This is a genomic window from Paenarthrobacter sp. TRD_SC_7 (assembly GCF_056156245.1).
This window is the reverse complement of the sequence record NZ_CM149587.1, coordinates 33,585-58,776: the sequence shown is the minus strand read 5'-3', so window position 1 is coordinate 58,776 and position 25,192 is coordinate 33,585. Positions and strand designations below refer to the sequence as shown.

Genomic DNA, 25,192 nt, shown 5'->3' with positions numbered 1-25,192 from the left:
TCCGGAATGCGGTCATGGGTCCACCCAGCGCGTAGCTGTCCCTAAAATCAAAGGATGGTTTCCCTAACCCAAGCTGGCGCAACGGCTTTGGCATGCGTGGTGCTGATTGCGGTACCCGGGCCGAGCGTAATGTTCGTTGTTGGTCGGGCGCTAAGTTATGGCCGTGCGAATGCCCTGGCAAGCGTCATCGGCAATGCAATTGGTTGCTACATGGCGGGGGTTGCTATCGCTTTCGGACTCGGGCCGCTGCTGGAACGCTCGGAGCTGCTCTTCCAAACGATCAAGTGGGCTGGCATCGCGTATCTGCTCTGGCTCGGAATTCAGGCTTTTCGCCACGCGGGCCCCATGTCCGAAAGCCCTCAGTCAACTGGCCGTGTGGAGTCTCCGTGGGAGGCCATCCGCACCGGAACGATTGTGGGCGTGACGAACCCCAAGAGCTTCGTGCTCTTTACGGCCGTGGTCCCACAGTTCGTCAACCCGGCTTTGGGGAATACGACGACGCAGATACTGCTTCTTGGAGTTATTCCATTGCTGATCGGACTCCTGACAGATACCGCTTGGGCGCTGTTGGCCGGCCGGGCCCGCAGCTGGGTTGCCAAGTCTCCGCAGAGGATGACCACCGTGGGGCGGGTCGGTGGCTTGTCGATTATCGGCGTAGGTGTCTCGGTTGCGGTTTCAGGTAATCGCCACTAAGCACAATGCGGATACCCCGGGGTGTCGGTGCCCGCTCAGAAGGGCGCGTCAACGTCCAGGTCTTCGAGTGCCCATGACAGGATCCGCAGCTCGAAGGGGTGCCGCTCCTGGATTTCAAAGACGTAGGCGTCGAGTTCGAAGACGGCGGCATTGCCGCCATGGGCCCAATACCTGATCCATAGGTCTTCAAGATCAATGGTCCGGTTCTGTATGAGTCTTCGCGCTGTTCGACGTGGATCTTCCATAGCAGGTATCCCGTTGCAAGCGGGGTCACTCTCTGAGTAGATTAGTCAGGTTGCTTACTGTTGCACTCTACCTTCTGCCCGGTTTAGCGGGCAATGGGTGACGGGAAGCGGAACAGTTCCTACGATTAGGCACATGGAACCCACTGGAAGTGCCGAACACATCCGAAGCCTGCACGAGCTGGTGGTCGGCAGTTCCGACATCCACGGGATCTTGAACGGAGTAACTGGCTTCGCCTGTGATGCGATGAGCAAAGTAGCCGGTGAAAACATCGACTGCGCCCTGACCCTGCGACGGCGCAAACGAACAGCCACCGTTGCGGGCAGCAGCGAGAGGGCCGTGTACCTGGACAAAATTGAACAGGAACTCCGCCAGGGCCCCTGCCTCGAAGCCCTGGACGCTGGCCGTCCCGTACTGCTGGCCGACGTTGCCACAGATACCAACTGGCCGTTATACAGCAGCGCCTTGGCGGCTGAGGGCATTCACAGCGCCTTGGGGGTGCCCATGGACCTGGGGGAGACATCCCAAGCGGTCGTTAACTTCTTCGCACCAACGGCGGGTACTTTCACGGAGGCTGTGATTGCCGAAGCTGCCGCGTTCGCCGACGTGGCCGGCAGCACGCTGCGGCTGGCCATCAGGATCGAAACCGCGGAGCAACTCAACGCCGACCTGAAGACGGCCATGTCCTCCAGAACGGTCATTGACCTTGCCTGCGGCGTCATCATGGCCCAGAACCGTTGCGGCCAGGACGAGGCGTTCGAGTTTCTGACCAAGGCTTCAAGCCATAGAAACAAGAAACTTCATGCCGTTGCAATGGACATCATCGCCCACCTGAGTGGCAGTACCGAGAGCCATCTGCGCTTCGAGGACTGACCTAGCGATACAACCCCATCAGCAGCTCCACAATCCGCTCCCGCTCGCGCGGCGGATCCCTTCTCAACCAAGCAGCGTCAACCGGCACCGCCGGTGCGTCGCGCACCGGACGGTAGACGAGCCCCCGCCGTCGATATTGATGTGCTGTGGACTCGGCGGTGATGCCGCGGGCCTTGCCGCTGCCGATCACGTTCAACCAGTCCTCGATGTCGTGGATGGGAATCACTTCCTGCGGACGCCCGTGCTCGGGCCAAAGTTCCAAGCTGGTGCTACCCGTGCGGAGGTCCATCGCAACGGCCCGTTGGGCAATCTGTGCCAGCGTCACCGACCGTTTCAGGGCCAGCGGATCGTCGGAGGACATGGAACAGTACCGCTTCTCCTCACCAATACGGACATGCTCGACGGCGGTCCCCCCAGGCAGGCGGCGAAGGATGGCAAGGTCGGTGGTTCCGTCACTCAGGCCCCCGGTGGGCGTGTTGGATCGGACGAGTTGCAGTTCAGTCGTGGTAAACGTGGCAGCCCATCGGCGCTGGAACTCGGTGGTGTGCTCGCCCAGCGCGGACCAGGCATAGCCGATCCGGAGGTGCCCTGTCCCGGCCCGGGCGTCGCGTTCAAGGTCTGCCAGGAGCGAGACGATGCGTCGCGCCTTGGCGAGAACGCGCTCGCCGGAGCAGGTGAGGCTTATGCTCCGCGTGGTGCGCTCCATGAGCCTCACGCCGAGGGACTGTTCCAATGCGGCGATGTTGCGTGAAACTGCCGCCTGGGACATCCGCAGTTCGATTGCGGCGTCGGTGAAGGTGCCCTCATCCATCACTGCGACCAAGCACCGCAGCTGCCTCAATTCAACGTCCACGCGGCCCATCTTATTCATGCGAGCAGCGTATAAGTAGTGTCGTCCACGCATTTAGCGGAAGCGCGGTCCAAGCGCAGAATTTCCCCATGAATCAGTCCATCCCAGCAGGCGCATCCGGGCAGTCCCACCGCAAAGCAGGTGGAGCGGCGACGCTCGTCGCGAGTGCGCTGTCCAACCAGCTTGGTGCCGCCACCGGGTCATTGGCCTTCCCCGCGATGGGGCCGGTTGGCGTTGTGGCGGTCCGTCAACTCGTTGCGGCTGCCATCCTGTTGCCGATGGTCCGGCCGCGGCTGCGGGATCTAAGCTGGGATCAGTGGTGGCCGGTCCTCCTCCTTGCTGTGTCCTTCGGCACTATGAATCTAGGGCTCTACGCCTCCATCCAGAGGATCGGCCTCGGTTTGGCTGTGACCTTGGAATTCCTGGGCCCGCTCGCAGTAGCGCTGATCAGCTCGCGTCAAAGGAGCAGTGCGCTCTGCGCGGTGGCGGCAGCTATCGGTGTCATCGCCATTACGCAGCCGCAAGCGTCCATGGACTTCGTCGGCATCGGCTTCGGGCTCATCGCAGCCTGCAGTTGGGCGGCGTACATACTCCTCAACCGCACTGTGGGCCAACGAATCCACGGCATCCAGGGGACAGCTGCCGCAACCGGAGTATCCGCGACCCTGTTCCTGCCGGTCGCCGTCGTGATTTTCTTGAGCCATCCTGTGGACGGTTTCGCTGTCTTCTGTGCGGTGGGTGCCGGCATCCTCGCGTCGGTGTTGCCGTATGTGGCCGATCTGATCGCGCTGCGAAGGGTTCCGGCGAACCTGTTCGGCGTACTCATGAGCATCAATCCTGTGTTCGCCGCGATCATCGGAGCCGTGGCACTGAACGAGCAGCTTGCCGTTGGGCAGTGGGCGGGCATTGGATTGATCGTGGCGGCGAACTCGGTAGTGCTGTTGCTGGGGCGGGCAACCCCCGACGGCGGGAACTGACCTTGGGCAACCTCGTCGCCAAGGGTAAGAGGCGGCGGCAGTGCGTCACAACTGCAACCGCTGCCATCACCTTCTCGCGTGCAGGAGCGACCCCACCGGTCGCAGCCGAAATGGGTCGAAATCCACACTCAAAACTATTCTTTGAAACTCCGCGTCACGTTTCCGCACGTCAAAGCACATATCCAGTGCCCATGTCGTTTGAACCGCGTACTGCGCCGTTGCCCTTTTCGGCCGCGTTGCGGTTCATCGACGGAGTTAGCAGCGATGGGTGTGGCGGGTTCTGGGGCCCGCCCGGGGCGCCATCGCTGTGTAAACGGGCTAGTGCGGTCGGTCGTCTGAGTCGCGACCGGCCGCACGATCCGGTGGACGGCTGAATGGGAGCGCAATCAGATGTTGACAAGCAGTTTGTCCAAGCTCTGGTGGATTTTGGAGACGTGAACCTAAACTAACCGCATGGCGCAGACCGGTACTCGCACTTTCCGCGCTGCTTCCCTTGCGTTCGTTGTGGCCGCTTTTCTGGCAAGTTGTGCGGGAAGCGGCACAAGTCCATTTGTGGGGGTTTGGGGTGACAGCAGCGACACCAAGCAACCCTCCCTCGACTTAAAGTCTGACGGTAACGCGACTGGAACTGACGGCTGCAACAGGCTTATGGGATCCTGGAAAGAGGACGGCAGGACCATTACGTTCGGCGGTTTCGCGTCCACCCGGATGGCCTGCGAAGGCGTCGATACGTGGCTTTCGAATGCCGCGACAACCAAGATCCAGGAGGACGGAAAGCTGGCGGTGTTCGGCCAGAGCGGGGATGAGATCGGCACGCTCGCTCCTGGGAAATAGCGGGAACCCACCGTAAACGCCGGTGCGCTTGCCACCACGGCGCTCATGCCCCGCGCACCACCCAAACGCTACTTCGTGATTGCGCGCATGGTGTTGTTCCGCTTCTCGTGGGTGAGCTCAGCCAAGCCCAGGGCTTCAAGCAGCGGCGGCATGTACATGCCAAACCGGCCTCGGTAGCCCTTGCGGAGTCCGTACCAACCGCCAACGGGGTTGTCCTCGCTCCGACCCCAGGCTTCAACAGTTCCCGGAGCAGCTTCTTTGCCCTCGTCGGCAGCACCGAGAGGAACCCAGTCGCCCTGTTCCATGAGCCATGCATGCAGGTCCTCAATGGCGCGGAGGTGGTAGAGCAACTTGGTGGATCCCACTTGGCAAACAATTGCCGGGGGATCCGCGGCTTCGTCCTTGTACATGGTGTAGTCGGAAGAGCCTGGGGGAGTGGTGAGCTGCCAGGGATCGTCTTTGGTGCCAGCGGCCATGGGTGAATCCTTCCTGAGATAGTGCACACGCTACACAGAGTCGGGCTGCGTGTCTGCAGATTCCGGATCCACGGTGTTGGAGGCCAAGGGGTTCTCGATCTCATCGGTCATCATGCGTGCTGCGAAGAGCGCCACGAAGGCCATGATGGGGCACACCAAGCCGGCGATAAAGAAGATCAGCCAGATCGGAACCACCTCGGCAACAGGTCCGGCGAGGGCCATGGACACCGGCATCAGTGCCAGGGAAACGAAGAAGTCCAGGCTCGATATTCGGCCCAGCAAATGCCGTGGAACCCGCCGTTGCAGCAGCGTTCCCCAGATGACCATGCCAACTCCCTCGGTGGCACCGAAGATCAGCATGGCGGCGCCGAGCACCCAGAAGCTGTCCATGAATCCGATGGCCGCCACCGGCAGGCTTCCCAGACCCCATGTCACTACCATCACCGTCAGGTAGCGGCGGGGGAGGCGGACCGTTGCAGTGGCCAGTGCGGCGGTGGCGCTCCCCACTCCCATGACAGCCAGCAGGAAACCGAACGTCCTCGAGTCGCCGCCCAACTGATCGCGGACAACGAACGGCAGCAGGACCTCGATGGGGCCGATGAGGAACAGTACGGACAGGCATGCCCAAATCAGGGTCCAGAGAAGCCAGGGTGTGCGGATGGTGTAACTGAATCCCTCCCGGAGGTCCTTGAAGAGTGAGGACTTGCCAGATGCCGGAGCGCCCCGTGTATTCGTGCCCGGATCAGTTGTATCCAAGCCGGGCCCATCAGGCGCTTGGCGGCTCAGGAGGTTCACGATCCCAAACGCCAGAAAATGGCACACGGCCACACCCGCCACAGCGTGGGCCGGGGACAGCACTGCCACCAGGATCCCTGCAATTGCCGGACCAGCGGCCTGCTGCAGGATGGGCCGCACCGTTCCTTCCAATCCATTCGCGGCTAGAAGGTCTTCGGCGGGCAGGATACGCGGAAGCATGGCCGAATATGCCGGGAAGAAGAACGCCTGGCCCACACCCAGAACCAGGGCACCAATCGCCAGATGCCACAGTTGAAGGACATTGAACATGGCCAGCGCTGTGATGGTGGCGATGACCGCCAGGTTGGCGCCCTCCACTGCGATGATCAGGAGCCGTTGCGGGAACCGGTCGGCCGCGATGCCGCCCGCCAGCACGAAACCCACCAACCCGATGCTTGCTGCGGTGGCAACCAAGGACAGTTCCAGCGGGCCGCCACCGAGGTGAATCACTTCATAGACCATCGCCACTGCCCACATGCCCGATCCGAAAATCGAGATGGACAGCGCGGAAATCAGCACCCGGAATTCCCGGTGCGCAAAGGGACGCAGCGCCCTCAGCGAGGCCATCCCACTAGCCTAAACCTGAGCGTTGACGCTGTGGAAGGCGCGGTGGGGGTGTGGCCGGCGCCCGGGTGACCGGAACGAAGTCCGGGAGGAAGCTAAGTTATGAAGCGCCCGACGGCGGGGCGGCGTCGTCGTCGATGTCCGGACCTTCCGCCGCATCCTGGCTGTGAATGCCGGTATCGTGCGAAACCCAGCCCTCCGTCTCACCCTCCGCCGGAGCGTCGGTGTGATGCCGGATGACATGCTCGGTCTTGTCTGTCGCCTTCATTACGGATACTCCCTGTCCTTGCTTGGACTGCTTCCGTGAATGCATCCCAGTCTACGCCGCAGGACGCCCGTTGTGGGGTCCGCTCTGCGCGGAATCCTGCCTACATAGGGTGCAGGGCAGGCCTCGCAACGCAGGGTGTGGCATAGGCTGAAGCCAGCAGTTCCCCGTGAAACGACTAACTGCCAAGGAGAGGTGAAGATGCCCAAGCGCCCCAACCCGGCGGTGAAGATCGCCCAAGAAACAGCCCACAAGGCGGTGTTTGACGCCGAAGGCAAAGCCAAGCCCGGTGTGCACAATGTGCTGCTGAAGGCCGTCGAAGTCCAGCGACCCCTGGTCCTGGCCAACCTCCGCAGGCTCCAACGCAGGCACCCCAATGATTCGCCGGCGCAGCTCGCCGCCAAACTCGAGCGCCACTACCTGCTGGCCATCTCCGGTGGGGGTGCGGCGGTGGGTGCTACCGCCGTCGTGCCTGGTATTGGAACCGCGGCGTCGCTGGGACTTTCCGCGCTCGCGACGGTGGGCTTCCTGGAGACTACCGCGCTGTATGCGTCGTCCTTGGCGGAGCTCCACGGCATCCGGCTGACTGATCCCGTGCGGGCGCAGACCATGGTCATGGCCATCATGCTGGGCGAGGAAGGCACGTCAATGCTGGGCGCACTGAGCGGGCAATCGCTGGGGCGGGACAAAGGCGTAACCAACGCGTGGGGCCGGACGCTTACCAAGAAAATTCCAGGAAGCGGCTTCGGTGTCATCCGCGACTCCATCCAACGCGCGTTCCTGAAGAACCTCCTGAAGCGGCAAGGTTCCGCATTCTTGGGCCGCGCCCTGCCGTTCGGTGTGGGGGCCGTGGTGGGTGGCGCCGGCAACCTGGTGATGGGCCGCGCGGTAGTGTCCACCGCAAAGGCAGCATTCGGCCCGTTGCCGGACACCGTCCCTGGCGAATTGCTTCCGAACGCACCAAAAACCGAAAACCTGACGCTGGAAGGCGGTAACAGTGGACCTGAACGCTGACCTCGGGGAGTCTTTCGGCTCCTGGACCATGGGAGACGACGCCTCGATGTTCCGCATCGTAAGCAGTGCCAACGTTGCCTGCGGCTTCCACGCCGGAGACCCCCTCACCATGCTGGACAGTTGCCGCGCGGCGTTCGAACTGGACGTCCGTGTCGGTGCCCATGTGGGGTACCGGGACTTGGCGGGCTTCGGTCGGCGGTCCCTGGACATGACCTTTGACGAGTTGTTCGGCGACATCCTTTACCAGCTCGGCGCACTCGACGGCATGGCTCACGCGGTGGGAGCTTCGGTGGATTATGTGAAGCCCCACGGGGCGCTCTACAACAGGATCGTCCGGGACGCCGAGCAAGCGGAGGCTGTAGTCGCCGCAGTCCACGCGTACGATCCCGGGCTGCCCGTGCTTGGCTTGCCGGGTTCGGCGTGGCTGACGCTCGCTGAGGAATCCGGGCATCCGGTGTTCCGTGAAGCGTTCGTGGACCGGGCCTACCTGCCGGACGGAACGCTGGTGCCCCGCACCCAGGAGGGTGCCGTGCTGCATGACCCCGAGGTCGTCGTGGCCCAGGCCGTGCGGCTCGCCACGCGCAAGGAAGTCCTGGCCATGGACGGCACCGTGGTGCCGGTGCAAGCCGACTCGTTGTGCATCCATGGCGACACTCCAGGCGCGGTGAACATGGCTGCAGCCGTTCGAGAGGGGCTTGAACAGGCCGGTGTCTTGATAGAAGCATTCGCATAGTTCCATGTGTGGGGAGGCCTGATGGGCGCGGTAGTGGTGGAGCCGGGATCGACGACCCTGGTTCTCGGTCCCGACCACGTGCTGGACCGCGCGTCCATGCACCTGGGCAATGTCCTGCTGGGTAACCCGGACTCGGCAGCCGGACTTGAGGTGCTGTTGGGTGGGCTGAAGCTGAGGTTCGTGTCAGGATCGGCCGTGGCTGTCACCGGGGCCGAGGGCATGGTGACACTCAACGGCGACGAACTACCACTGAACAAAGCCGTTCGTGTTCCTCCCGGGGCCTTGCTTGAGTTCGGCCCTGCTCTGTTTGGTCTTCGGTATTACGTGGCTGTTCAGGGTGGGATTTCGGCACAGGAAGAGCCATTGCGCGCTGGTGCGGCTCTGACATTCGGGCGGCCGCACGGCAACGGTTTTCCGGAGGTGTCCTACCCTGCCCGGCGTGCTTTGGACCCTGAACGTCCTGTGGTTGCAAGGGTTGCGCGTGGGCCTCAGGCCCAAAATTACGACGTCGGTACTTGGCTTCGCTTGACCAGCGAACCATGGATTCTCTCGCCGGAGTCGGACCGCGTCGGCGCGCGGTTGGCTGGGCGGCCGCTCGACGTGAGCCTGAACCAGGCAGCCCAACCCCAACCGCTGGCGTCAGGCTCGGTCCTGTTGCCGACGTCGGGCCTTCCGGTTATAGCGTTGGCCGGCCACCCGGACGCTTCCGAGTCGCCGGTCATAGCAGTGGTCCGAGACGAAGACCTGGACCTGATCGGCCAGGCGAGGCCTGGACAGATGGTGCATCTGCTGGGCTGAGCCGGAGAGTCGGTGTGGTGATCCTTGCAAATCGCGTACTCCGTGAGAATCACCCTGGATAATATTCTCACGAACAGCACTTTATGAGAAGATGAAGCGTCATCTTTCTCTAGGGGCACCATGAAAAGTGAATTGGGGTGGCCTCCAATCTCGTTGGAGGAGCGGCCATGGTCGGCCGAGCCTGCCGCTGGCGTGTCCAGGAGGCAGCGCTTGCTCGCCAGAGGCCCCTATGAGGCCGCCATCCCGGCCGTGATCGCCACGCTGGATCCCATGGTTGATTCCCGAACGCAGTCTCTGGCTGAAGCGGCCACGATGGAAATGGTTCGCTTCGATGCCGAGTTGGGACAGGATTCAGCCCCGTTCGCCGCGTTGCTCCTACGGAGTGAGTCGGCATCGAGTTCGCAAATAGAGAATCTGACGGCAGGTGCCAAGAGGCTCGTGTTGGCGCAGTTGGGTGACCGTTCAAGCACCAATGCTTCGCTGGTGGCGTCCAACGTGGAGGCGATGCGGGCCGCGATCACGTTGTCGGAGGACCTAAGTGTGGACAACATCGGAGCGATGCACCACACACTCCTATCCTCCTCAGATCAGCTCATCGCCGGTGAATACCGCACGTCGCAGGTTTGGATCCGAGGTAACTCGCCGCATTCGGCAGAGTTTGTCCCACCGCATCATGACCGTGTCATGGATGCAATGGTGGATCTGGTGGCGTTCATGAGTCGGGATGACATACCGTCGCTGATCCAGGCAGCTGTGGCCCACGCGCAGTTCGAAACCATCCACCCATTCGCAGATGGCAACGGACGCACGGGGCGGGCCATTATCAGCGCGCTGCTCCGAGCCAAGGGCGTCACCGAAAAGGTCACTATCCCAGTATCTTCTGGCCTCCTAACCAATACCCGTCTGTACTTCGATGCCTTGGGCGCCTATCGTGAGGGCGACATTCTGCCCATCGTGGAGCTGTTCGCTGAGTCAGCGCTGCTGGCCGTGGATAATGGTCGACTTCTGGCTGCGGACATCAAAGCTGCCCAGGCGGAGTTTCGAGCCAAGCTCGGCTCAACACAGGAATCCGTAGTCAAGGTCCTGGAGTTGTTGCCCCGTGAGCCGGCCATCACCGCAGAGATGGCTGCTGAGTACACGGGCGTGTCACCCGCGACGGCGTATCGCGCAGTGCAACGACTCCAGAAGGCTGGAATTCTGAGCCCTGCCGGGAAGGTGCGCGGCGTAAGCGTGTGGATCGCGGGGGACATCATCACGGCGCTGGACGATTTCGCTGCACGAGCGGGACGCCGCAGACGGCACTGAACTACGTCGTTCCTCTTTCGGCGAGCCGCTGCAGTTGCCATCCATGCACGTCGGCCAGCCAATCCAAGGGCGCCGTGGGGCCGACGCGTGGGTCCTCGGGATCACGGCCGTCCTGCAGGGCCCGCACGTACGCGCGATCCAAGGCGATGCGTTCCCGCAGCTGCCCGACTCCGCCCACAGAACCGTGGCCGGGGATGACAGCAACAAGCTGGTCAGCCACTGTCTCGAACTGCCGCAACGCTTCGAGGTAGTCAGCGAGCGGATCCGCTGCCTGCAGATCCAGAAACGGCATGAGGATGTCAGAAAGCATGTCGCCCGCGACGAGGACGCCACGTTCTTCAACCAGCAACGCCGCGTGGCCCGGAGCATGGGCACGATGTTCGATGATCCGGACAGTGGGCCCATCCCACGGGATCTCCGCAGCTCCGGCGGGCAGGCCGGTGACGAGCCCGAGCAGAGCCATCGGGATCTCTTCGGCGTACTCCGGCGGCAGTCCCTCAGCTACTTGGTTTTTCCAGTCGAAGTTGGACAGGACGTCCCGGATGGAAGCCGCACATGGAGCCGTACCGTAGCGTGGCGGATCGCCGAAGTCCAGGTGCCACAGCACATGGTCCCAATCGGGATGCGTGGAGAAACCTGCCACGACGGGCTGGCCCAGCTCGCGAAGATCGTTTGCGAGAGCCGCCATTTCGGTGATCGTGATGCCGGGGTCGATCAGTAAAACACCGTGCCGGCCCTGCACCACAGTGCAGTTGCTCTGGATGAACTCGCTCTCATGAACCAGAACGCCCTCAGCCACTTGCTTCAGCATGGACATGCCTTCCGCTTGCAATGCAACATCGGCAAACCCCGATGTCAGTCTTGGAGTTTCTGAGCCAGCATGACCAGAATGCCGCTGGGACCGCGAAGATACGTCAGCTTATAGACGTCCTGATAATTCGCCACACCACGCAGCGGATGGCATCCGTGCTTTGCAGCGATCCCGAGGGCGTGGTCGATGTCGTCAACCGAGAAGGCTATGCGGTGCATTCCGATCTCGTTGGGAAGGGTTGGGTCCGTCTCGATCGCGTCAGGGTGGAGGTACTCGAAGAGCTCAAGTTGGCCACCGCCATCCGGGGTTTGGAGCACCGCAATTTTCGCGTGGTTGCCATCCAGCCCTACGGCAGTGTCGGCCCACTCACCGCTGACGGTGTCACGGCCCAATACCGTGAGGCCGAGATCCGTGAAGAAGGCGATTGTTTCTTCGAGGTCCCGAACCGCAATACCGACGTTCTCCAGTTTGATAGGCATGCGCTGAAGGTACCAAGACGGACTGTATAGCTCTAGTGCCGGTCCTAACCAAACAGCAGATGGGCCACCGTAAAGATCGCCAACCCGGCCAATGCGCCCACCACGGTGCCGTTGATGCGGATGTACTGGAGGTCCTTGCCCACCTGAAGCTCGATCTTCTGCGACGTTTCCTCGGCATCCCAACGGGCCACGGTATCGGAGATAACGCCGGCGATGTCCGAACGGTACGTATTGACCAGGTACCCGGCGGCATCGCCAATCCACGTGTTGACCTTGCCAGCCAGTTCGTCGTCATTGACCAGGCGGGTACCGAAGTCACGGACGGCACCCTTGAATCGCTGGCTCAGTTCGCTGTCGGGATCGTCGACGGCGTTGAGCAGCGCAGTCTTCACCGTTCCCCACGTGCGGGACGCCAGTTCGCGGACCTCAGGATCGCCGAGAATCTGGGCCTTAATGGATTCGGCGCGCTCGATCATCGCGGGATCGTGCTGCAGGTCCTGAGCCAGGTCTGTGAGGTAGGCGTCGATCGACTGCCGCACCTGGTGGTTCTGGTCCGCTTGTACTGCGCGCACGAACTTGGAGAGTTCCACATACACACGGTCGCCCACCAAGCCGTCCACGAACGTCGGTACCCAGAGGGGCGAGCGATCCGAGACGAGCCTGTTCACGGTTGCATGGTTGGCGTCCACCCAGTCGGCTGCGCGGTCAACCAGCAGGTCAACCAGGGTGTGGTGGTGACCATCGGCGAAGATCCGTTCGGCCATCCTGCCCACGGGCGGTCCCCATGGCGGGGTGAGCAAGTGCTTGCGGACCAGGCCCTCGATGACTGCCTGCACGTCGTCGTCGTTCAGTACTGTGAAGGCTCCGCGAATCAGCGCGCCTCCTTCCTTGGCCACGCGCTCGGCGCCGCCTGGCCCTGACAGCCAGCGGCCGGCTTTGCGGGCAATGTCGATGCTCGCCAACTTGTCCTGCACAACCTCCTGGGACAGGAAGTTGCTCTCGACGAAGTCGCTGAGTGATTCCCCGATCTGGTCCTTGCGACGCGGAATGATGGCTGTGTGCGGGATCTTCAGTCCCATGGGGTACTTGAACAGCGCGGTGACAGCGAACCAGTCCGCCAACGCGCCCACCATGCCGCCTTCGGCCGCCGCCCGGACGTATTCAAGCCACGGATACTGCTTCTGGAACGCGAACGCCACCGTGAAGATCACGGCCATCGCGATCAGCAGCGCCAAGGCCAACCGTTTCATGCGGAGCAGTGCGGCCGCCTTTTCCATGTCTCCCGCAGAGGGAGCGACGACGGCGGATGCCCCTCGTGCGGGTGCGGCGCCATCCGTGGGAGCCGGGTTGGTGACGTCTTCGGTTGGGATTTGTTCAGAGTTCACCTGCATTAGCCCAGCGTAGCCCCCGAGCGTCCAGCGATGTGGGCTAACGTGTCTGCATGACTAGCGACGACTTTGCCCCGAGCCGGCCCAGGGTCTACGCCCACCGCGGTGCCAGTTCCGCCTTTGCCGAGCACACCCGTGCCGCCTATCTGAAGGCCATTGCCGATGGTGCCGACGGGGTGGAATGCGATGTCCACCTGACCCGGGACCAGCATGTGGTGCTGCTTCACGACGCGAATTTGGACCGGACATCCACAGGCACTGGCCCGGTGGGTGAGCACACTCTGGAGCAGCTCCGGGCTTTGGACTTCTCGTCGTGGAAGGGCGCCCGCATCCCGGATGCCTATGGGGGAGTAGCTGATCAGTTCCTGACCTTGCCGGAGTTGCTGGATGTCCTCCGCGCGGCCGGCCGTGAAATTGGTTTGGCCATCGAGCTCAAGCACCCCAGCCCTTACGGGCTGAAGCTGGAGGATCGTGTACTTGCCCTGCTGGAAGAGGAGGGGTGGACACCTGAGGAGTCCCGGCTGGAGAACATTCGCATCTCCTTCATGAGCTTTGATACGGACTCCGTTCAGCGTCTGCTGCGGAGCGTCCCCAAGGAGTACATCTGCCAGCTGGTGGACGACTTCACAGTTAGAGAGATCCGGCAGGAGCTTGGCCTCGGTTTCCTGACAGGGGGCGCGGTAGCCAACGTTATGCGGGCAACCCAGCTCGAGGCCGAACGTGTCCTGGATGCAGGCGAGGTGGCTATTGCCGGCCCAGGCATTGACTACGTTAGGGAGCACGCGCGCAACGTTCAGCGCTGGTTGGAGTCGGGCCGCATCTTCCGGGTATGGACCGTTGACTCGGAGAAAGACGTCGCCCTGTGCCAAGGACTCGGCATCCATGAAATCACCACCAACAAGCCGGCGCAGGTGCTCGCGCAACTGATGGTGTCCAACTAAGTCGCAGTTGAGCGCGTTTTGAGCCGTCAAAACGCGCTCTGCTGCTACACAGTTGGGCCCCGTTTTGGGGGCCACCGCGCTTGTGATTGAGTGGTCTCATGTCTTTTCGCTGGTCAGCACAAGCAACCCGAACCGCTTCTGCAGTAGCTTTGAGCGCACTACTCCTGGCCAGCGCCGCGAAGCATTTCCGCACGCCGAAGTTCTATTTCCCCGTGGTTCCGGAATACCTGTGCCGCAAGGATGAGCCTGGGAGCCGTCAGAACGGTCCCCTGGCAGTCATGTCCCGTGAGGAATGGGTTGCGTCGTCCGGCCTGCTTGAGGTGACTGCCGCCGTCGGACTTTTGATCCCTGCCACCCGTAGGGTTGCCGCAGACGCAACCACGGCGATGTTCACTGCATTCCTTGCAGGGCATATAGACGCGCTCCGACGCGCCTACGGTCCGAAGGGCACAGCCGCCGAACGCCGCATACACACCGTTCGCCTTCCCCTGCAGATTCCGCTCATCCTGTGGTCCTGGAGCCTGCGGAAATGAGCACCAGTTCTGCTCCGATGAAACTTAGGGAGTCGCCGGCCTTCAAGGTGGCACTGTCACTGAGTATTGCCACGGGTCTGTATGGCGTATCTTTCGGTGCCCTGGCCGTAGCGTCCGGGTTCGATTTCTGGCAGACCATGGCGTTGAGCCTTCTCTTGTTCAGTGGAGGTTCGCAGTTTGCTTTCATTGGAGTAGTTGCCGGCGGCGGCTCCGGGGTGGCAGCCATGACAGCCAGTGCGCTGCTGGGTCTCCGCAACGGAATATATGGCATGCAGATCAATGCCATGCTTCGACCCGGCGGGTGGAAGCGCTACGTATCCGCTCACGTCACCATTGATGAATCAACGGCGACGGCGTCCGGCCAGTCAGATCCCGACGAGCAACGCCGCGGATTCTGGACAGCGGGAATTGGAATATTCATCTTGTGGAATATTTTCACAGCCGTTGGCGCCTTGGCCGGCGACGCCATGGGCGACCCTAAGCAGTGGGGCCTGGACGGTGCTGCTGTTGCTGCGTTCCTGGCGCTGCTATGGCCGAGGCTGAAAGACCGGGAACCCTGGGCAATCGCCGCAGCCTGTTCGCTGGCCACCATCCTGGCCGTGCCGTTCGTTCCCTCCGGAGTTCCCATCCTCGTGGCGGCAGTAGTGGCGGGCGTCATCGGTTGGTTCAGCCACGCACGCATGGATGAAGGACTGGAACCGGACGTGGATCCGTATGCCGAAAAGCACCAGCGGGAACACGGAGGCAAGAAATGAACCTCTGGCTTTGGATCCTCATTGCCTGTGCGCTGGCGTATCTGACCAAATTGGTGGGCTACTTCGTCCCGGCCAAACTGCTGGAAAACCCGCGCATCATGCACATCGCCGGAACCATGACCATTGGCCTGCTGGCATCCTTGACTGTTGTGAACGCAGTAGCGTCGGGACAAGGCTTGGTCCTCGATGCCCGCATCGGCGCCCTGGTTGCCGCCGCCGTCGCACTTTGGCTCCGCGCGCCGTTCCTCGTCGTAGTGATTTCAGGCGCAGCAGCCGCAGCCTTGCTGCGGCTGCTGGGTTGGGGCTAAGAGCTAGACAGCCTCAGTGAAGGTGACGCCCGGGATGCCGGACTGCTCGGGAAGCGGCCGTGAGGGGCGCTCGGTCCGGATGGCATCCTCAATCAACGCCACGGGACGCTTCCAGGCCTCAGATCCGGGTTCCATGGTGTCCACTGCGCCGATCAGCATTGCCAGCAGCCTGACCATGTCCTCGATGGTGATATCGCGCCGCAGCGTGCCTTGACTTTGCCCGCGCTTGAGCAGGAACTCCATGGATCCGATAAGGCCGCCCGTGATCCCCATGAGGAGACCGCGTCGGCCCGCGACCGCATCAAGGAGGTTCGCGTCATCGCTGGCAACCTTCATCACGGCGTCGATGACGTTGATGAGACCCTCGGCGGCGTCCATGCCGTCGGCCGCGGCGGCGGCAACCGGGTCCACGTGCAGCCGAAGCTGGCGTGACAGCGCTGCGAGAACCAGTTGCTCTTTGTCCGAGAAGTTGCGGAACAGCGTTGCGGGGCCAACTCCAGCGGTGGCGGCGATGGTCTGAAGGGGTACTTCGGGACCGTGTTCCCGGAAGCACTGCCGGGCGGCGGTGATGATTTTGTCCACATTGCGTGCGGCGTCTGCCCTGAGGGGCTTGCGTTCAGAGGGCTGTTCCATGCTTGTCAGGGTAGCAATGGAGGCCTCCCGGCCCCTTGTTACGCGGGAGTAGGTTGTTTTGTGACAAACCAGCACGTGAAACACTGGATTTCATGTTGCTTGCGTTTTCAGTCGCCCCTTCGGGCCAGCCCGCTTCCGCCGACAACGGCGGACCCACCCCTGACGCCTCCGTGCACGACGCCGTTGCTGCAGCGGTCAAGATCGTCCGTGAGTCCGGATTGCCCAACCAGACGGATTCAATGTTCACCACCATCGAGGGCGAATGGGACGAAGTATTCGATGTCGTCAAACGCGCCACCGAGGCCGTTGGCCGCTACGGCAGCCGCGTGTCCTTGGTCATCAAGGCTGATATCCGTCCCGGATATAGCGGTGAGCTGACCGGCAAGGTGGATCGCCTGGAAGACGCCATTTCCGCCACGGACTAGATCCTTCCCCCGAGGTGCAGTGAGTGCCAGACTGGGGGCCATGATTGAACACGTGACCGAGCCCGGTTGGGTTGACGTCGAGGATTACCTGACTGACGTCGTCGTGCGTCCTGATCCGGCCCACAAGCGCGCCCTGGCCTCCGCCGTCGAGGCCGGCATGCCGGCGATCGAAGTAGCCCCCAACGCGGGCAAGTTGCTGCGGATGCTGGTGCAGATGTCAGGTGCCCGGCGGGTCCTGGAGATTGGAACCCTGGCTGGATTCAGCAGCATCTGGATGGCTCAGGGACTGCCCGACGACGGCAGGATAGTTACGTGCGAATTCCTCCAGAAGCACGCGGACGTCGCGCAGGCCAATCTGGATGCTGCGGGCGTCGGGCACAAGGTGGACATTCGTGTTGGTGCTGCCTTGGACACCCTCCCCACGTTGGCGGGCCAGGAATCATTTGACTTCGTGTTCATTGACGCCGACAAGGAAAACGACTCCAATTACCTCGACTGGGCCATTCGGCTGGGCCGTTCCGGCACGGTGATCGTGGTGGACAACGTCATCTGGGATGGCGCCATCCTGGAGCCCGAACGGGACGAGGTCAATGCGCCCGGAATTGTGGCCATGCTGGAAAAGATGGGCCAGGACCCGCGCCTCGATGCCACTGCCATCCAGACGGTGGGCAGCAAGGGCTGGGACGGCTTTGCGATAGCGCGGGTGCGGTAGTCGATGGATTTCACGATTCGCCCGGCAACAGTGGAGGACGCCGAGGCCATGGCCCTCATGCATGTCCAGTCGTGGAAGGAGAGTTACGGGCGTCTGCTGCCCCCGGAGTTCTTCGAGAAACAAGAAGCGGCGCTGCCCGACCGCGTCGAGCGGTACCGTGCATTCATCGCTGCGGGCCACACCCGGATGTTGGCTCACGATCCCGACGGCGACCTCGTGGGCCTCGGCGCGGCAGGCCCCGGCCAGGACGAGGATGGTCCCTGCGACGTGGAGCTGTTCATGCTCTACACCTTGGAGCGCATCCACGGTCGCGGTGTTGGCCAAGCCTTGGTGGACGCCTTGCTTGGCGATGGGCCAGCGTATTTGTGGGTTCTGGATGACAACCCGCGGGCACAAGCCTTTTATCGACGCAACGGTTTCGTCCCGGACGGCAAACGGCAGCTGTGCGACCCATCCTGGTACTCGCTTCCGGAACATCGGATGGTCCGCCCCGGAGTGAACGCGAGCTGTTCCCACAGCTGACTCATATCGATATGGTGATCACGGGCGGTCTCGATGAAGATCGCCCGGTTTGGAATCAGGTGCCGATCATCGGGGCCTGAGTACGCCATTCGATTCTCGGGAGGAAGCATGTCTAATCCAGAGCAGGATCCAAGCCAGGAGGAAGGCCCCGCGGACGGTGGCGCAGCCGGCACCCAGGGCGTCCATGACGGCGGTGCCGATGGTGGCGCGGATGGTGGCGCGGACGGTGGCGCAGACGGTGGTGCGGACGGCGGCGCGGACGGCGGCGCTGAAGGCCCCGCGGATGGTGGCGCAGACGGCACCCCGGGCGTCCATGACGGCGGCGCGGACGGCGGCGCGGACGGCGGCGCGGACGGCGGTGCCGATGGTGGCGCGGAACAACGAGGCAGCTGAGTTTGAGCTCCACCAGCACTGATTTCCAGGACCTCGGCGCGGTGAAAGGCGCCGGGGTCCTGGAAACACGCCTCATTGACATCGGCCGCGAGAGGTTCGCCAGCGACGTCTGGGGTCGCGCCGCGCTGCTCACGCGTGGCGTCAGCGATTTCTCCGATTTGTTCTCAGCCGATGCCGTCGACGATCTGATTTCACGCCGCGGACTGCGGACGCCTTTCCTGCGCGTCGCCAAGGGTGGTTCCACGCTTCCGGAGTCCTCGTTCACTTCCCCGGCAGGCGTTGGTGCCACGATCGCTGACCAGCTCGATGACACCGAGCTTTGGCGCAAGTTTGCCGACGGAGCCACCCTCGTCCTGCAGGCGCTCCATCGCACGTGGGAACCGGTGTCGAGCTTCAGCAGTCGGCTGAGCACCGAGCTCGGACATCCTGTACAGGCCAACGCCTACATCACCCCGCCTCAGAATCGAGGCTTCGACGATCACTACGACGTCCACGACGTCTTCGTCCTGCAGATTGAGGGAACGAAGCGCTGGATCATCCATGAGCCGGTCCACGTGGACCCGCTGCGTAGCCAACCGTGGACCGATCGCCGGTCCGCCGTCGCCGAGGCCGCTCAAGGCGCGGCTTACATCGACACAATCCTCGAGCCAGGTGATGTCCTCTACCTGCCGCGTGGTTGGTTGCATGCTGCCCAGGCGCAGGGAAAGGTCTCGATCCATCTCACTCTGGGAGTCCACAACTGGACACGCCATGCGCTGGCCGAACACCTCGTACAGGCCGCGCTTGCAGCACTATGCGACGATCCCGAGATGCGCCGATCCTTGCCATTGGGCGTGGACGGACCCGAAGGGGAGATCGCCGCCGTCCGTGAACGTCTCGCCGCCGCCGTTCTTGAAGCTGATACCACCTCACTTTTCCACCGCACCCGGAGAGGTCAAGGACGCCCCGCCCCGCTTGGTCCCGTGGCCCAGCTCGAGGCTATCGAGGGCCTCGGCCCCGGGTCGCTGGTGCGGCTTCGGGATGCGCTGGAAGCGCGGCTCGAGGGCGTACGCCTGACTACCCGTGTGGGGTGGCTCCACTTCCCCGAGGCGGATCTGCCATCCGTAACGCGCCTGCTGGACGGCGAGGATCACCTCGCGACCGACCTCGGCGTTGAACTCGTCGAAAGGCTGTTGCGCGCAGGCGTTCTCGTCCCCGTTGAACAATGACGACCCCTATGGCCGCAACGGAACGTTTGTTCTGCGCGGAAGGCTCCCGGATGCGCGGCGACCCGATGGCAGGCACGGCATCACCCGGCCTGGTGTGGGTCCTCATAGAGTACCGGGGCGGATGGCCGCCCAACGGCTTCGATGGCCTTGACCTGGAGGCCGGGACCAAAGCCCTCGTATCGTCCGCCGCGCGGACGGCGCGGGCACGGGTTCTCTTGGTGCGGCGGCCTGGCCCCCGCCGGCGTCCCGGTCCCAGCCGTTGGGCCGTGCTGCGCCATGAAGTCTCAGGCGCCTATCAACAGCAATGGGGAACGTGGGACCGCGATGGGGACCTTGCGGAGATAGCTTCGGCCCTGGCATCTCCGGGAGAGACCGGTTTTCCACCGGTCATCCTGATCTGCGCCCATGGCCGGCATGACCCCTGCTGCGCAGTGCGTGGCCGGCCCGCGGGACGTGCACTGAGCGAGCGTTGGCCGGAATTGGTGTGGGAGTGCTCCCACGTTGGCGGTGACAGGTTCGCAGCTACCGCGGTGGTCGCTCCCGACGGCGTGTACTACGGCGGACTCGATGCCGGGTCCTCCCTTTCCACGATTGAGGAGCACCTTGCCGACCGTATCCGCGCAGAGTATCTGCGCGGATACACGGACCTCCTCCCTCAACAGCAGGCAGCCATCGTGGCCGTGCTCGATCATTTCGGACCGGCCGGCCGGCATGACTATGCGATCACTGAGACTGTGCGCGAGGGGGACCAGTGGCGCATCCACATCACCGGCTGCCCGCCCCACCCGGCACGTATTGAAGTGGAACTGCAGGCCCGCCGCTCGCAGCCGTGTCAGCTGACCTGCCTCGCGCCGGCGATGGGGTCGGTCATGGTCTACGAACCCACTTCCGTCCGTGAAACCTGAAACTTGTGGATCGCAGGCTTCGCCGGAAATCCTCATAACCGGATTCCGAATCCTCGGGTTGATCCATGTCCAGCGGTGAGTCGAGGATGCTCGGCGGCTTGGGGACACGAGCCAGGAGCAAACAGACAACCGTCAGCCATGCGAACGCGACGGTCAACACCTCCGCCCACACCAATTCACCAAGGTCCATGGATCGATCTTATGGCCCAACAGCCCGTAATTGTAAGTATCCTTATTACTCATGTGGCCGTTCGAAGTAATGTGGTGCTCCACTAGGCTTGAAGCATGACTCAGGCAGGGCGGAAGTAGTGGCAAAACGCAGCAAAAGATCGACGGCGGGAGTCATCGAGGTGCCTGCCGGCACGCGCCCTGACGGTCCGGTAGCGGGGGTCTACTACATCGATACCGGCGATTGTGAGCTCATCCAGGACCAGGACAACTCCAATGGCTGGCTGCTCAAGATCAACGGCGTCATGAGCTCGCACATTGACCTTGCAGATCCGCTGTTCCTGGATTTTGAGTACATGCGCTGGATCGCTGCTTTGGTTGAATCACGCTGGCACCGGGAACAAAAACCGAAGCTGCGTGCCCTGCATCTTGGCGGGGGCGCATGCTCCATGGCGCGCTACTTCCACGCCGCCTACCCTGAAGCCCGGCAGGTGGTTGTTGAGCTCGACGGCAAGCTGGCCGACTTCGTACGAGGCTGGTTCGACCTTCCCAAGGCGCCGTTGCTGCGGATTCGAGTGGGCGAGGCCCGGGAGGTTACCGAGTCCCTCACGCCCGACACCCGGGACCTGATCATTCGCGACGTTTTTGCCGGCGCCTTCACGCCGCGCGCCCTGACCACCCGCGAGTTCACGGCTCACGCAGATGCAGTGCTCGCACCCGATGGACTGTACGTGGTCAATTCCGGCGACGCCCCGGACCTCAAGAATGCCAGGGCCGATGCCGCCACCATCGCGGACACGTTCGAGCACACGATGATCATCGCCGATCCCGCCATGTTGAAGGGGCGCCGTTACGGCAACATGATCATGGCCGGCAGCCACGCGCCGTTCGGCGATGACCCCACTTTGGCCCGTAAGCTACTGGGCGGAGGGGTCCCCGCACACATCTGGGACGACGCCAAAGTGCGCTCGTTCGCCGCCGGTACCCCGGTCCGCCACGACCCCGTCGCCGTGATGGCAGACGAACCCTCAACTCCGGCTGAGTGAGCTGTTCCACACTTTCCACAGCTGGGCGTACCGGCCGCCGCTGGACAGCAGTTCCTGATGGGAACCCGACTCGACAATCCGCCCATGCTCCATCACCACCACGGTGTCCGCGGAAGCTGCCTGGGACAATCGGTGCGCGATCACTACGGACGTCCTTCCGGACAACGCGGCCTCGGCAGCCTGGTCCAGCATGGTGGCAGAACCGGTTCCCGCTTCCGCCGTGGCTTCATCGAGGATCGCGAAGGGCGGGTTCTTCAGCATCAGACGTGCCAGAGCCAACTGTTGCGCCTGCTCGGGGGTGAGCTGGTGGCCGCCGGCGCCTACGGAAGTCTCCAGTCCGTCGTCGAGCGTTTCAACCCAACTGGCCCCGACTTCCTGCAGGACGCACAAAAGTTCCTCGGAAGTAGCGTCGGGCTTGGCGAGCTTGAGGTCCTCAGCAAGCGAGCCGGAGAAGACGTGCACCTCCTGGCTGACCATGGCGATGCGCTCATGGAGCTCTGCCGGGGCAGCAACGGCTGAGTCCAGCCCGCCGACCCACGCGGTCCCGCTGTTGGGATGCTCCAAACCCATGATGACTTTGGCGAGGGTGGTCTTGCCGGCGCCTGAGGTACCGACAATCGCTACGCGCTCCCCGGGACGCACCGTGAGGGAGACCCGTTCGAGTGCCGGGCGCTGGCCCGGGTAGGCGAAGGTGACGTCGTCCAGGACGATGCCGGCGTCCGTGGCCGCCGACGAGAGCGGGGCAGTCGATGGCCCCGCGGACATAGTCAGCCCGAACATTCGGCCCAGCCCTGCGGCGGCTTTTTGAAGTTCGTCGAACTGTCCCAGAACCAGCCCGATCGGATCGAACAGCCGGTAGAAGTACAACGCCGCAGCCGTCGCCGCGCCGATGGTCACTGCGCCCTCGGCGTGGAGCCAGAAGCCCACCACCAGCACCGCGGACAAACCGATAAGTTCTGCCAGGTTGAGCCGGTTGTAGAAGCGGGTCAGGTATCCCACGCCGCGCAGCGAGTGGCCGATGTTTTCGTGCGAGGCTTCCGCCACAAGATCCGCATGACGCGGCCCCAGGCCCAGAGCCAAAACAGACGGGGACCCGTGCACGGTCTCGATGATCTGCTCGGTCCGGACGGCCTCGGTGATCCGGACGGTCCGGTAGATCGGGGCTGTCCGCTTGAGGAACCAGCGCAGGGTAAAGATCTGCAGCGGCGCGGCAACCAGCACCGCCACCGCGAAGCGCCAGTCGATCACACCCAGGCCCAACAGCGTCACGGCGATGGTGAAAGCCGCGCTGGTGAACGCGGGCAGGACTCCCGAAATTGCCTCACTGACCGCCTCGACGTCGCCGGACACGCGGGCCACGACGTCGCCGATGCCCGCCTTTTCCAGTTGTGCGAGCGGCTTGCGAACCGCTGCTGCGAACACTTCCTCGCGCAGTCCTGCCAGGGCTTCCTCGCAGATCCGTGCCAACAGGTTCTGGCCCAGAATGCCCAGCAGGGCGCCCAGGCCTCCGGCCACCAACAAACCGATTGCCAGCCAGAGCAGGGACATGGCGTCCCCACCGCTGGCCGCGATGTTGACCATCATGCCCAGGATGGCCGGTGCTGCCAGTCCGCAGCAGGACGCTGCCAGGAGCACGAGGATGGTCAGGGTGAGCCTGCCGGGCCGCTGCGCCAGCAGGCGCCACATGGCTCTTCGGGTCTCGCGGGGCGTGGCAATGGGAAGGATTTCGGCGCTCATGAGCCCACCACCTCGCGGTAGCCAGAGGACGTGGCAAGGAGTTCGCGATGTGTGCCGGTTTCGGGTAGCCCGTCCGAACCTCCCAACACCACCCGATGACAGGCGGCGAGCAGCGTGGGACTGGTAGTCACCAGCACCAAGGCCTTGTCCGGGAAGTTCCGCAGGCCATCGGCAATGACGGCTTCGGTAGCGGTATCCACGGCGGTAGTGGGGTCGTGCAGGACCAGAACAGCTTGCTTTTGATGCAGCGAGCGGCCAAGCACCAGACGCTGCCGCTGTCCGCCGGAGAGCCCCTGGCCGCGCCCGGTGAGCACGGTCTCGGTGCCTTCCGGCAGTTGCGAGATAAAGTCCTCGACGGCGGCAGCCGCCATTGCGCGTTCCTCCGGTTCAGTGCTGGATCCTGCCACGTTTTCGCGGACATTGCCGCGGAACAGGACGCCGTCGTGACTGTCGGCAAAGACCCTTGAACGGCCGTGGACCGGATCGAGCTCGGCGGCGTCCCGTCCGTCTATGGACACCAGGCCGCGTGGGGCGGGCCTGCGGAAGCCGAGAGTATCCACCAGAAGCCTCGCATGGGTGCTGTCCGGGAGGACGACGCCCACGATTTCGCCGGCGGACGCCGTGAAGGGCGGGAAAGCAACGTCGCCGGAGCCGGACCGGAGTTCGAGCAGCGGTGCCGCCGCTGTCAGCGGGGTGACTGTCCCCGCTGAGCCAGCTTCCGGCGTCGTGCGTTCCATTGCCTCAGATGCCGGCACCGCGTCAGGTTCCTCCAGCAAGACTGCGATGCGTGCCGCTGAGGCGCGTTTGCGGGCGAGTTCGACGCTGAGGAACCCGAGCGATGCCATGGGTCCCTGAACGAATTGGGCCACGCCAACAACGGCCACCAACTGTCCCACTGTGATGGTGCCTTGGAGCGCGAACCACGCTGCGAAGAAGGCGATACCGGCAAGGAAGGCAGCCGACAGAGCCGTGCTCGCTCCTGTGTAAGCGGACTTGGCTCGAATGGCTTTCAGGGCGGAAGTGAGTGACGCCCGGCTCGCGGCGCGGTAGCGCGTGATGGCAGCGTCTTCTGCGCCGAGCCCTTTGAGCGGACGGGATCCTGTGATGAAATCCGTGGCTAAAGCGCCGGCGCGAGCGGCCGTGGACTGTTCCACGTCGCTTCGGTTTTCGAGCGGCTTGGTGAGCCGGTGCATTACCAGCAGCATGATGGGGGTCGCCACAAGGACTGCAAGACCCAGGGGCACCGAGATCAGGAGGAGGGTGGCGGCCGATGCGATCACGCCGGCGGCTGCAGCAAGGCCGCCAGCTATCAGCCAGGACAGTCCCGCAACCCGGTCTGCGTCGGAGGATGCGATCGCGACGATTTCTCCGGGTGCCCGGCGGGCGGCCATTCCGCGGGGGTGGAGTGTTCGCTCCACCACCAGTTGGCGGAGGTCGTGCGAGCCGTAGTTGAAGGACCGTTCGGTGGACAGGGTGCCCAGCCGCCAAGAAAGAGCCAGCACGACGAACACAACAGCCAACGCGCCCAGCCACCCTAGGAGGGCGCCGGCGTCGTTCGGTCGAATGGCATTGTCCACCGCAGCACCGATGGTTGCCGGCACCAAAGCCTCGCTGACCTGATGGAGGGAGAGTCCAGCGCAACCCGCCAACAGCAGCTTCCAGCGTCCATTGGCGAACAACGTGAAGCTGAAGAGCCGGGAGACCGAACTGGAGGGCATGCTTACCATGATATGGCCCGCCAGTTTCCCGCCGAGATGGCAGCTAATCCCCATGTTTTCGGCAAACATTGGCATTAAGTGCCACGTCGG

The 25,192-nt window shown here is 63.3% G+C and carries 30 protein-coding genes; 19 read left to right on the top strand and 11 right to left on the bottom strand.

Annotated elements, in window-relative coordinates; translation table 11 throughout:
- Positions 1-54: 54 nt before the first annotated feature.
- Positions 55-693, top strand: coding sequence for a LysE family translocator (locus AC0J5Z_RS00310; protein WP_475036618.1), 639 nt, complete (start codon positions 55-57; stop codon positions 691-693).
- 35 nt (positions 694-728) lie between these two features.
- Here AC0J5Z_RS00310 and AC0J5Z_RS00305 read toward each other — a convergent pair whose 3' ends face one another.
- On the bottom strand, positions 729-938 hold the full coding sequence (locus AC0J5Z_RS00305; RefSeq protein ID WP_475036616.1) for a hypothetical protein: 210 nt from the start codon (positions 936-938) through the stop codon (positions 729-731).
- A 133-nt stretch (positions 939-1,071) separates the two neighbouring features.
- On the opposite strand from AC0J5Z_RS00305, the gene AC0J5Z_RS00300 reads away from it, so the two are divergent.
- The gene (locus AC0J5Z_RS00300; protein WP_475036613.1) at positions 1,072-1,809 is read left to right on the top strand and encodes a GAF and ANTAR domain-containing protein; all 738 of its coding nucleotides are present in this window, start codon (positions 1,072-1,074) and stop codon (positions 1,807-1,809) included.
- Position 1,810: 1 nt separating this feature from the next.
- Here the strand turns inward: AC0J5Z_RS00300 and AC0J5Z_RS00295 are convergent, their stop codons facing one another.
- A complete protein-coding gene (locus AC0J5Z_RS00295; protein ID WP_475036611.1) occupies positions 1,811-2,680 on the bottom strand; it encodes a LysR family transcriptional regulator in 870 nt (289 codons plus the stop codon).
- Between the two features lie 68 nt (positions 2,681-2,748).
- Here AC0J5Z_RS00295 and AC0J5Z_RS00290 point away from each other — a divergent pair, with 68 nt between their 5' ends.
- Both AC0J5Z_RS00290 and AC0J5Z_RS00285 read left to right on the top strand, forming a co-directional pair.
- On the top strand, positions 2,749-3,636 hold the full coding sequence (locus AC0J5Z_RS00290) for an EamA family transporter (RefSeq protein WP_475036609.1): 888 nt from the start codon (positions 2,749-2,751) through the stop codon (positions 3,634-3,636).
- 453 nt (positions 3,637-4,089) lie between these two features.
- Positions 4,090-4,470 (top strand): META domain-containing protein, encoded by a 381-nt coding sequence (locus AC0J5Z_RS00285; RefSeq protein WP_475036608.1) that lies wholly within the window; start codon positions 4,090-4,092, stop codon positions 4,468-4,470.
- Between the two features lie 68 nt (positions 4,471-4,538).
- Here the strand turns inward: AC0J5Z_RS00285 and AC0J5Z_RS00280 are convergent, their stop codons facing one another.
- From AC0J5Z_RS00280 to AC0J5Z_RS00270, 3 genes are all read right to left on the bottom strand, one after another.
- Positions 4,539-4,946 carry a DUF6855 family protein gene (locus AC0J5Z_RS00280; RefSeq protein ID WP_475036607.1) on the bottom strand — a complete coding sequence of 136 codons (408 nt, stop codon included), beginning with the start codon at positions 4,944-4,946 and terminating at the stop codon, positions 4,539-4,541.
- Positions 4,947-4,976: 30 nt separating this feature from the next.
- The gene (locus AC0J5Z_RS00275; protein ID WP_475036605.1) at positions 4,977-6,308 is read right to left on the bottom strand and encodes an MFS transporter; all 1,332 of its coding nucleotides are present in this window, start codon (positions 6,306-6,308) and stop codon (positions 4,977-4,979) included.
- Between the two features lie 97 nt (positions 6,309-6,405).
- Positions 6,406-6,573, bottom strand: a complete 168-nt coding sequence (locus AC0J5Z_RS00270) for a hypothetical protein (RefSeq protein WP_475036603.1) — start codon at positions 6,571-6,573, stop codon at positions 6,406-6,408.
- A gap of 198 nt (positions 6,574-6,771) precedes the next feature.
- Between AC0J5Z_RS00270 and AC0J5Z_RS00265 the strand changes: the two genes are divergently transcribed.
- The 4 genes from AC0J5Z_RS00265 to AC0J5Z_RS00250 all read left to right on the top strand — a co-directional run bounded on the left by AC0J5Z_RS00265 (position 6,772) and on the right by AC0J5Z_RS00250 (position 10,420).
- The gene (locus tag AC0J5Z_RS00265) at positions 6,772-7,584 is read left to right on the top strand and encodes a hypothetical protein (RefSeq protein WP_475036601.1); all 813 of its coding nucleotides are present in this window, start codon (positions 6,772-6,774) and stop codon (positions 7,582-7,584) included.
- Complete coding sequence (locus AC0J5Z_RS00260; RefSeq protein WP_475036599.1) at positions 7,568-8,317, top strand: LamB/YcsF family protein; 750 nt, start codon at positions 7,568-7,570, stop codon at positions 8,315-8,317. Before AC0J5Z_RS00265 ends, AC0J5Z_RS00260 begins: the two co-directional genes overlap by 17 nt.
- A 21-nt stretch (positions 8,318-8,338) precedes the next feature.
- Positions 8,339-9,115, top strand: coding sequence for a 5-oxoprolinase subunit C family protein (locus tag AC0J5Z_RS00255; RefSeq protein ID WP_475036598.1), 777 nt, complete (start codon positions 8,339-8,341; stop codon positions 9,113-9,115).
- 120 nt (positions 9,116-9,235) lie between these two features.
- Positions 9,236-10,420: a Fic family protein gene (locus AC0J5Z_RS00250; protein WP_475036596.1), complete on the top strand. Its 1,185-nt coding sequence runs from the start codon at positions 9,236-9,238 to the stop codon at positions 10,418-10,420.
- Between the two features lies 1 nt (position 10,421).
- Here AC0J5Z_RS00250 and AC0J5Z_RS00245 read toward each other — a convergent pair whose 3' ends face one another.
- From AC0J5Z_RS00245 to AC0J5Z_RS00235, 3 genes are read right to left on the bottom strand one after another with little or no spacing between them, the layout of a single operon-like run.
- Positions 10,422-11,231 carry an MBL fold metallo-hydrolase gene (locus AC0J5Z_RS00245; RefSeq protein WP_475036593.1) on the bottom strand — a complete coding sequence of 270 codons (810 nt, stop codon included), beginning with the start codon at positions 11,229-11,231 and terminating at the stop codon, positions 10,422-10,424.
- Positions 11,232-11,275: 44 nt separating this feature from the next.
- Positions 11,276-11,710, bottom strand: coding sequence for a VOC family protein (locus AC0J5Z_RS00240; RefSeq protein ID WP_475036592.1), 435 nt, complete (start codon positions 11,708-11,710; stop codon positions 11,276-11,278).
- A 44-nt stretch (positions 11,711-11,754) separates the two neighbouring features.
- Entirely contained in the window at positions 11,755-13,101 is a 1,347-nt protein-coding gene (locus tag AC0J5Z_RS00235; RefSeq protein ID WP_475036591.1) for a DUF445 domain-containing protein, read from the bottom strand.
- 50 nt (positions 13,102-13,151) lie between these two features.
- Between AC0J5Z_RS00235 and AC0J5Z_RS00230 the strand changes: the two genes are divergently transcribed.
- The 4 genes from AC0J5Z_RS00230 (at position 13,152) to AC0J5Z_RS00215 (ending at position 15,635) form a co-directional block, all read left to right on the top strand.
- Complete coding sequence (locus tag AC0J5Z_RS00230; RefSeq protein WP_475036590.1) at positions 13,152-14,039, top strand: glycerophosphodiester phosphodiesterase family protein; 888 nt, start codon at positions 13,152-13,154, stop codon at positions 14,037-14,039.
- 98 nt (positions 14,040-14,137) lie between these two features.
- On the top strand, positions 14,138-14,572 hold the full coding sequence (locus AC0J5Z_RS00225) for a DoxX family protein (RefSeq protein ID WP_475036589.1): 435 nt from the start codon (positions 14,138-14,140) through the stop codon (positions 14,570-14,572).
- A complete protein-coding gene (locus tag AC0J5Z_RS00220) occupies positions 14,569-15,327 on the top strand; it encodes an AzlC family ABC transporter permease (RefSeq protein WP_475036588.1) in 759 nt (252 codons plus the stop codon). The genes AC0J5Z_RS00225 and AC0J5Z_RS00220 overlap by 4 nt, the downstream gene beginning before the upstream one ends.
- A complete protein-coding gene (locus AC0J5Z_RS00215; RefSeq protein ID WP_091464797.1) occupies positions 15,324-15,635 on the top strand; it encodes an AzlD domain-containing protein in 312 nt (103 codons plus the stop codon). The genes AC0J5Z_RS00220 and AC0J5Z_RS00215 overlap by 4 nt, the downstream gene beginning before the upstream one ends.
- A 3-nt stretch (positions 15,636-15,638) precedes the next feature.
- On the opposite strand, the gene AC0J5Z_RS00210 is transcribed toward AC0J5Z_RS00215, so the two are convergent.
- Positions 15,639-16,268 carry a TetR/AcrR family transcriptional regulator gene (locus AC0J5Z_RS00210; protein WP_475036587.1) on the bottom strand — a complete coding sequence of 210 codons (630 nt, stop codon included), beginning with the start codon at positions 16,266-16,268 and terminating at the stop codon, positions 15,639-15,641.
- A gap of 92 nt (positions 16,269-16,360) precedes the next feature.
- Between AC0J5Z_RS00210 and AC0J5Z_RS00205 the strand changes: the two genes are divergently transcribed.
- From AC0J5Z_RS00205 to AC0J5Z_RS00175, 7 genes are all read left to right on the top strand, one after another.
- The gene (locus AC0J5Z_RS00205) at positions 16,361-16,693 is read left to right on the top strand and encodes a thiamine-binding protein (RefSeq protein WP_475036586.1); all 333 of its coding nucleotides are present in this window, start codon (positions 16,361-16,363) and stop codon (positions 16,691-16,693) included.
- Between the two features lie 40 nt (positions 16,694-16,733).
- On the top strand, positions 16,734-17,405 hold the full coding sequence (locus AC0J5Z_RS00200; protein WP_475036585.1) for an O-methyltransferase: 672 nt from the start codon (positions 16,734-16,736) through the stop codon (positions 17,403-17,405).
- Between the two features lie 3 nt (positions 17,406-17,408).
- On the top strand, positions 17,409-17,927 hold the full coding sequence (locus AC0J5Z_RS00195) for an N-acetyltransferase family protein (RefSeq protein ID WP_475036584.1): 519 nt from the start codon (positions 17,409-17,411) through the stop codon (positions 17,925-17,927).
- A 108-nt stretch (positions 17,928-18,035) separates the two neighbouring features.
- On the top strand, positions 18,036-18,320 hold the full coding sequence (locus tag AC0J5Z_RS00190; protein ID WP_475036583.1) for a hypothetical protein: 285 nt from the start codon (positions 18,036-18,038) through the stop codon (positions 18,318-18,320).
- Between the two features lie 2 nt (positions 18,321-18,322).
- Complete coding sequence (locus tag AC0J5Z_RS00185) at positions 18,323-19,528, top strand: cupin domain-containing protein (protein ID WP_475036582.1); 1,206 nt, start codon at positions 18,323-18,325, stop codon at positions 19,526-19,528.
- A 65-nt stretch (positions 19,529-19,593) separates the two neighbouring features.
- A complete protein-coding gene (locus AC0J5Z_RS00180) occupies positions 19,594-20,433 on the top strand; it encodes a sucrase ferredoxin (protein WP_475039471.1) in 840 nt (279 codons plus the stop codon).
- Positions 20,434-20,741: 308 nt separating this feature from the next.
- Positions 20,742-21,647, top strand: a complete 906-nt coding sequence (locus tag AC0J5Z_RS00175; protein ID WP_475036581.1) for a spermidine synthase — start codon at positions 20,742-20,744, stop codon at positions 21,645-21,647.
- Here AC0J5Z_RS00175 and AC0J5Z_RS00170 read toward each other — a convergent pair.
- Together AC0J5Z_RS00170 and AC0J5Z_RS00165 are read right to left on the bottom strand one after the other, a co-directional pair.
- Complete coding sequence (locus AC0J5Z_RS00170) at positions 21,630-23,384, bottom strand: ABC transporter ATP-binding protein (protein ID WP_475036580.1); 1,755 nt, start codon at positions 23,382-23,384, stop codon at positions 21,630-21,632. The two genes, AC0J5Z_RS00175 and AC0J5Z_RS00170, sit on opposite strands and share 18 nt — an antisense overlap.
- Positions 23,381-25,102 carry an ABC transporter ATP-binding protein gene (locus tag AC0J5Z_RS00165; RefSeq protein WP_475036579.1) on the bottom strand — a complete coding sequence of 574 codons (1,722 nt, stop codon included), beginning with the start codon at positions 25,100-25,102 and terminating at the stop codon, positions 23,381-23,383. Before AC0J5Z_RS00165 ends, AC0J5Z_RS00170 begins: the two co-directional genes overlap by 4 nt.
- Between the last annotated feature and the right edge of the window lie 90 nt (positions 25,103-25,192).

Coding starts and splice junctions, on each gene's coding strand:
- AC0J5Z_RS00310 (WP_475036618.1), top strand. CDS start 55: ATGGTTTCCCTAACCCAAGCTGGCGCAACGGCTTTGGCATGCGTGGTG.
- AC0J5Z_RS00305 (WP_475036616.1), bottom strand. CDS start 938: ATGGAAGATCCACGTCGAACAGCGCGAAGACTCATACAGAACCGGACC.
- AC0J5Z_RS00300 (WP_475036613.1), top strand. CDS start 1,072: ATGGAACCCACTGGAAGTGCCGAACACATCCGAAGCCTGCACGAGCTG.
- AC0J5Z_RS00295 (WP_475036611.1), bottom strand. CDS start 2,680: ATGAATAAGATGGGCCGCGTGGACGTTGAATTGAGGCAGCTGCGGTGC.
- AC0J5Z_RS00290 (WP_475036609.1), top strand. CDS start 2,749: ATGAATCAGTCCATCCCAGCAGGCGCATCCGGGCAGTCCCACCGCAAA.
- AC0J5Z_RS00285 (WP_475036608.1), top strand. CDS start 4,090: ATGGCGCAGACCGGTACTCGCACTTTCCGCGCTGCTTCCCTTGCGTTC.
- AC0J5Z_RS00280 (WP_475036607.1), bottom strand. CDS start 4,946: ATGGCCGCTGGCACCAAAGACGATCCCTGGCAGCTCACCACTCCCCCA.
- AC0J5Z_RS00275 (WP_475036605.1), bottom strand. CDS start 6,308: ATGGCCTCGCTGAGGGCGCTGCGTCCCTTTGCGCACCGGGAATTCCGG.
- AC0J5Z_RS00270 (WP_475036603.1), bottom strand. CDS start 6,573: ATGAAGGCGACAGACAAGACCGAGCATGTCATCCGGCATCACACCGAC.
- AC0J5Z_RS00265 (WP_475036601.1), top strand. CDS start 6,772: ATGCCCAAGCGCCCCAACCCGGCGGTGAAGATCGCCCAAGAAACAGCC.
- AC0J5Z_RS00255 (WP_475036598.1), top strand. CDS start 8,339: ATGGGCGCGGTAGTGGTGGAGCCGGGATCGACGACCCTGGTTCTCGGT.
- AC0J5Z_RS00250 (WP_475036596.1), top strand. CDS start 9,236: ATGAAAAGTGAATTGGGGTGGCCTCCAATCTCGTTGGAGGAGCGGCCA.
- AC0J5Z_RS00245 (WP_475036593.1), bottom strand. CDS start 11,231: ATGCTGAAGCAAGTGGCTGAGGGCGTTCTGGTTCATGAGAGCGAGTTC.
- AC0J5Z_RS00240 (WP_475036592.1), bottom strand. CDS start 11,710: ATGCCTATCAAACTGGAGAACGTCGGTATTGCGGTTCGGGACCTCGAA.
- AC0J5Z_RS00235 (WP_475036591.1), bottom strand. CDS start 13,101: ATGCAGGTGAACTCTGAACAAATCCCAACCGAAGACGTCACCAACCCG.
- AC0J5Z_RS00230 (WP_475036590.1), top strand. CDS start 13,152: ATGACTAGCGACGACTTTGCCCCGAGCCGGCCCAGGGTCTACGCCCAC.
- AC0J5Z_RS00225 (WP_475036589.1), top strand. CDS start 14,138: ATGTCTTTTCGCTGGTCAGCACAAGCAACCCGAACCGCTTCTGCAGTA.
- AC0J5Z_RS00220 (WP_475036588.1), top strand. CDS start 14,569: ATGAGCACCAGTTCTGCTCCGATGAAACTTAGGGAGTCGCCGGCCTTC.
- AC0J5Z_RS00215 (WP_091464797.1), top strand. CDS start 15,324: ATGAACCTCTGGCTTTGGATCCTCATTGCCTGTGCGCTGGCGTATCTG.
- AC0J5Z_RS00210 (WP_475036587.1), bottom strand. CDS start 16,268: ATGGAACAGCCCTCTGAACGCAAGCCCCTCAGGGCAGACGCCGCACGC.
- AC0J5Z_RS00205 (WP_475036586.1), top strand. CDS start 16,361: ATGTTGCTTGCGTTTTCAGTCGCCCCTTCGGGCCAGCCCGCTTCCGCC.
- AC0J5Z_RS00200 (WP_475036585.1), top strand. CDS start 16,734: ATGATTGAACACGTGACCGAGCCCGGTTGGGTTGACGTCGAGGATTAC.
- AC0J5Z_RS00195 (WP_475036584.1), top strand. CDS start 17,409: ATGGATTTCACGATTCGCCCGGCAACAGTGGAGGACGCCGAGGCCATG.
- AC0J5Z_RS00190 (WP_475036583.1), top strand. CDS start 18,036: ATGTCTAATCCAGAGCAGGATCCAAGCCAGGAGGAAGGCCCCGCGGAC.
- AC0J5Z_RS00180 (WP_475039471.1), top strand. CDS start 19,594: ATGGCAGGCACGGCATCACCCGGCCTGGTGTGGGTCCTCATAGAGTAC.
- AC0J5Z_RS00170 (WP_475036580.1), bottom strand. CDS start 23,384: ATGAGCGCCGAAATCCTTCCCATTGCCACGCCCCGCGAGACCCGAAGA.
- AC0J5Z_RS00165 (WP_475036579.1), bottom strand. CDS start 25,102: ATGCCCTCCAGTTCGGTCTCCCGGCTCTTCAGCTTCACGTTGTTCGCC.